Here is a 2105-nt window from a genome sequence, read left to right on the forward strand (position 1 = left end):
GTCGGCGCCAAGGTGACAGACGAAACCACGGTCTGCATTATCGAGGCCATGAAGGTAATGAATGAGATTGCAGCCGAACAGAAGGGAGTCATTACCGAGGTTCTCGTTGAAAACGGCGAACCCGTGGAATACGGTCAACCGCTCTTCAAAATCAAAACCGCCTGATTAACCCATGATTAAAAAGGTATTAATTGCCAACCGCGGGGAAATTGCACTGCGCATCGTGCGGGCTTGTCATGAGCTCGGTATTAAAACCCTTTGCGTGTACTCAGAGGCCGATGAACAATCCCTACACGTTCAACTGGCGGATGAGGCGATTTGCATTGGTCCGGCAGCTGGCAATCAGAGCTACCTCAAGGCAGATCGCATCCTAAGCGCCGCTGAAATTGCCAATGTCGATGCCATCCACCCCGGCTACGGGTTTTTAGCGGAGAATGCCGACTTCGCTGAACAATGTGAGCGCTGCAACATCAAGTTCATCGGTCCTTCCTCGCAAACCATTCGCGACTTTGGCGACAAAGCCCGCGCTCGGGAAATGGCTGCCAAGGCCAAAGTCCCTACCATTCCCGGTAGTCAGGGCGTGATCCGTGATGTGGAGGAGGCGGTGCAAGTAGCCACTAAAATTGGGTTTCCGGTTATTATTAAAGCCGTCGCCGGCGGCGGCGGCAAGGGCATGCGCGTCGCCCACAACAAGGTCACCTTCCAGCGCGAATTCACCAATGCCCGAAATGAAGCCGAGAAAGCCTTTGGCAATGGCGATGTCTATATCGAGAAATTCCTCGAAAACCCGCGCCACATCGAGATTCAGGTTTTAGCGGATGAACACGGCAATGTCATTCACCTGTTTGAACGCGATTGCTCGGTCCAGCGCCGTCACCAAAAGTTAATCGAAGAGGCCCCCTCGCCCTTCATAACCGATGACATGCGCAAGAAGATGGGTCGTTGTGCGGTAAAATTGGCCCAATCGGCCAAATACCGCAATGCGGGCACCATTGAGTTTCTGGTCGATAAGCACGGCGACTTTTACTTCATCGAAATGAACACCCGCATCCAGGTGGAGCACGGCGTCACCGAGGAAATCACCGGAGTCGACTTGGTAAAGGAACAGTTGCTAATCGCCAGCGGTCTTAAGCTCAACTATGAGCAAAAGGATATTAAGATCCTCCGCCACGCGATCGAATGCCGGGTATGCGCCGAGGACCCGGGACGCAATTTCGCCCCCTGCCCTGGTGAGATTAGCCTTTACTACGCACCTGGTGGTCACGGTGTGCGCATCGACTCGCACGTTTACGGCGGCTATGTCATCCCGTCACACTACGACAGTATGATCAGCAAGGTCATCACATTTGGCCGCACCCGCGAGTTGGCGCTGGATCGTATGGACCGCGCACTGCGCGAATACCTGATCCGCGGCATCCAAACCAATATCCATTTCTCACGTGCCATTATTCGCGACCCGATCTTCCGCGAAGGTAAGGCCACAACCAAATACATCGAAGAGTTTCTCAATCGCGTCCCCAAGGACATGTATATCACCACCAACGACCGTCAACCATGAGTCCAAACGATCCATCCATATCTGAAACATCCATTCCCGTACCCTCCGAGGAGTCCGGCTCACTCGGCGAAATCAAAATCAACCATAGCGTCGTCGCCAGCATCGTGCGACTGGCCGCTCTCGAAGTCACTGGTGTCGTCGCTGTCGGCGGCGGCTTCGTCGATGGCATCGCCGAGATCTTCTCCAAGAAGGAATCCGATCGCGGGGTGCGCGTGGAGGAGGACGAGGTTGGTGATTATAAAATCGAAATCCGTGTGATTCTGCGCTTCGGTCTCGAATTGGCCAAGGTTGCCGCGCAAGTTCAGCAAAACATCGCCGATCAGGTGCAAAAAATGACCAGCAAACAGGTGGCCAGCGTCAATGTCATTATTGATGGCGTGCGCATGGCTGAGCCCAAAAGCGAGCCCGAACCCAACTGGTCTTCCGGCCTGCACACTGACTGAAGTCAGCCGCGCCCATCACCCCCATTAACCCAATCAAACAATCCGCAAAAGGAACGTCAGCATGAATGCAGAAACCCATGAAATTCTCGATTCCATCAGCACCA

General features: G+C 54.0%; 3 protein-coding genes. All 3 read left to right on the forward strand.

Going from position 1 to position 2105, the window contains the following annotated elements; genetic code table 11:
• Nucleotides 1-165, forward strand: a 165-nt coding sequence (locus J5F18_RS13940) for a biotin/lipoyl-containing protein (RefSeq protein WP_346302236.1), incomplete at its 5' end; no start/stop codon positions are given.
• A 7-nt stretch (nucleotides 166-172) separates the two neighbouring features.
• Complete coding sequence (gene accC / locus J5F18_RS13945; protein ID WP_346299198.1) at nucleotides 173-1558, forward strand: acetyl-CoA carboxylase biotin carboxylase subunit; 1386 nt, start codon at nucleotides 173-175, stop codon at nucleotides 1556-1558.
• Nucleotides 1555-2001 (forward strand): Asp23/Gls24 family envelope stress response protein, encoded by a 447-nt coding sequence (locus J5F18_RS13950; RefSeq protein WP_346299199.1) that lies wholly within the window; start codon nucleotides 1555-1557, stop codon nucleotides 1999-2001. The genes accC and J5F18_RS13950 overlap by 4 nt, the downstream gene beginning before the upstream one ends.
• Nucleotides 2002-2105 lie beyond the last annotated feature (104 nt).

It is taken from the genome of Halomonas sp. BM-2019 (genome assembly GCF_017584085.1).